We start from the raw sequence: 3,171 nt of genomic DNA on the forward strand, positions 1-3,171 counted from the left end.
AAAAAGAGACCTTACGGTCTCGATATCGGCTCATCGCATCCATACGATTTGCCTGGCAACGTCCTACTCTAGCGGAACGTAAATCCAACTACCATCGGCGCTAAGGAGCTTAACTTCTGTGTTCGGCATGGGAACAGGTGTGACCTCCTTGCCATTGTCACCAGACAAGAGAATGATTATACATTCAAAACTAGATAGTAAGTAAATGATTTTGCTTCGCAAAACTTTGAAATAAATTGATTAAGTCTTCGATCGATTAGTATTCGTCAGCTCCACGTGTCACCACGCTTCCACCTCGAACCTATTAACCTCATCATCTTTGAGGGATCTTATAACCGAAGTTGGGAAATCTCATCTTGAGGGGGGCTTCATGCTTAGATGCTTTCAGCACTTATCCCGTCCATACATAGCTACCCAGCTATGCCGTTGGCACGACAACTGGTACACCAGAGGTATGTCCATCCCGGTCCTCTCGTACTAAGGACAGCTCCTCTCAAATTTCCTACGCCCACGACGGATAGGGACCGAACTGTCTCACGACGTTCTGAACCCAGCTCGCGTACCGCTTTAATGGGCGAACAGCCCAACCCTTGGGACCGACTACAGCCCCAGGATGCGATGAGCCGACATCGAGGTGCCAAACCTCCCCGTCGATGTGAACTCTTGGGGGAGATAAGCCTGTTATCCCCGGGGTAGCTTTTATCCGTTGAGCGATGGCCCTTCCATGCGGAACCACCGGATCACTAAGTCCGTCTTTCGACCCTGCTCGACTTGTAGGTCTCGCAGTCAAGCTCCCTTATGCCTTTACACTCTATGAATGATTTCCAACCATTCTGAGGGAACCTTTGAGCGCCTCCGTTACCTTTTAGGAGGCGACCGCCCCAGTCAAACTGCCCGCCTGACACTGTCTCCCACCACGATAAGTGGTGCGGGTTAGAAAGCCAACACAGCTAGGGTAGTATCCCACCAGCGCCTCCACGTAAGCTAGCGCTCACGTTTCAAAGGCTCCTACCTATCCTGTACAAGCTGTGCCGAATTTCAATATCAGGCTACAGTAAAGCTCCACGGGGTCTTTCCGTCCTGTCGCGGGTAACCTGCATCTTCACAGGTACTATGATTTCACCGAGTCTCTCGTTGAGACAGTGCCCAAATCGTTACGCCTTTCGTGCGGGTCGGAACTTACCCGACAAGGAATTTCGCTACCTTAGGACCGTTATAGTTACGGCCGCCGTTTACTGGGGCTTCGATTCGTAGCTTCGCAGAAGCTAACCACTCCTCTTAACCTTCCAGCACCGGGCAGGCGTCAGCCCCTATACATCACCTTACGGTTTAGCAGAGACCTGTGTTTTTGATAAACAGTCGCTTGGGCCTATTCACTGCGGCTCTTCTGGGCTTGCACCCTAAAGAGCACCCCTTCTCCCGAAGTTACGGGGTCATTTTGCCGAGTTCCTTAACGAGAGTTCGCTCGCTCACCTTAGAATTCTCATCTTGACTACCTGTGTCGGTTTGCGGTACGGGCACCTAATATCTATCTAGAGGCTTTTCTCGGCAGTGTGAAATCAACGACTCGAGGAAACAATTTCCTCTCCCCATCACAGCTCAATCTTAAGAGTGCCGGATTTGCCTAACACTCAATCTCACTGCTTAGACGTACAATCCAATCGTACGCTTCGCCTATCCTACTGCGTCCCCCCATCGATTAAAACGATGTTAGGTGGTACAGGAATATCAACCTGTTATCCATCGCCTACGCCTGTCGGCCTCAGCTTAGGACCCGACTAACCCAGAGCGGACGAGCCTTCCTCTGGAAACCTTAGTCAATCGGTGGACGGGATTCTCACCCGTCTTTCGCTACTCACACCGGCATTCTCACTTCTAAGCGCTCCACATGTCCTTGCGATCATGCTTCAACGCCCTTAGAACGCTCTCCTACCATTGTCCTACGGACAATCCACAGCTTCGGTAATATGTTTAGCCCCGGTACATTTTCGGCGCAGTGTCACTCGACTAGTGAGCTATTACGCACTCTTTAAATGATGGCTGCTTCTAAGCCAACATCCTAGTTGTCTGGGCAACGCCACATCCTTTTCCACTTAACATATATTTTGGGACCTTAGCTGGTGGTCTGGGCTGTTTCCCTTTCGAACACGGACCTTATCACCCATGTTCTGACTCCCAAGTTAAATTAATTGGCATTCGGAGTTTGTCTGAATTCGGTAACCCGAGAGGGGCCCCTCGTCCAAACAGTGCTCTACCTCCAATAATCATCACTTGAGGCTAGCCCTAAAGCTATTTCGGAGAGAACCAGCTATCTCCAAGTTCGATTGGAATTTCTCCGCTACCCACAGTTCATCCGCTCACTTTTCAACGTAAGTCGGTTCGGTCCTCCATTCAGTGTTACCTGAACTTCAACCTGACCATGGGTAGATCACCTGGTTTCGGGTCTACGACCAAATACTCAACGCCCTATTCAGACTCGCTTTCGCTACGGCTCCACATTTCCTGCTTAACCTTGCATCAGATCGTAACTCGCCGGTTCATTCTACAAAAGGCACGCCATCACCCATTAACGGGCTCTGACTACTTGTAAGCACACGGTTTCAAGTTCTCTTTCACTCCCCTTCCGGGGTACTTTTCACCTTTCCCTCACGGTACTGGTTCACTATCGGTCACTAGAGAGTATTTAGCCTTAGGAGATGGTCCTCCCAGATTCCGACGGAATTTCACGTGCTCCGTCGTACTCAGGATCCACTCAAGAGAGAATATATTTTCAACTACAGGATTATTACCTTCTTTGATTCAACTTTCCAGATGATTCGTCTAATATATTCCTTTGTAACTCCGTATAGAGTGTCCTACAACCCCAATAAGCAAGCTTATTGGTTTGGGCTCTTCCCGTTTCGCTCGCCGCTACTCAGGGAATCGATTTTTCTTTCTCTTCCTCCGGGTACTAAGATGTTTCAGTTCTCCGGGTCTGCCTTCTGACAAGCTATGAATTCACTTGTCGATAACACGACATAACTCGTGCTGGGTTCCCCCATTCGGAAATCTCTGGATCAACGCTTACTTACAGCTACCCAAAGCATATCGTCGTTAGTAACGTCCTTCGTCGGCTTCTAGTGCCAAGGCATCCACCGTGCGCCCTTAATAACTTAATCTATGTTTCCACCA

The 3,171-nt window shown here is 49.5% G+C and carries 2 rRNA genes; both read right to left on the reverse strand.

Annotated features, from left to right (window positions below):
• Nucleotides 1-50: 50 nt before the first annotated feature.
• Nucleotides 51-165, reverse strand: a 5S ribosomal RNA gene (gene rrf, locus KA909_RS08025).
• A gap of 71 nt (nt 166-236) precedes the next feature.
• Nucleotides 237-3,158: ribosomal RNA gene (locus tag KA909_RS08030) — 23S ribosomal RNA — on the reverse strand.
• Between the last annotated feature and the right edge of the window lie 13 nt (nt 3,159-3,171).

This window comes from Staphylococcus sp. GDX8P54P, assembly GCF_017893165.1.
Taxonomy (GTDB): domain Bacteria; phylum Bacillota; class Bacilli; order Staphylococcales; family Staphylococcaceae; genus Staphylococcus; species Staphylococcus borealis.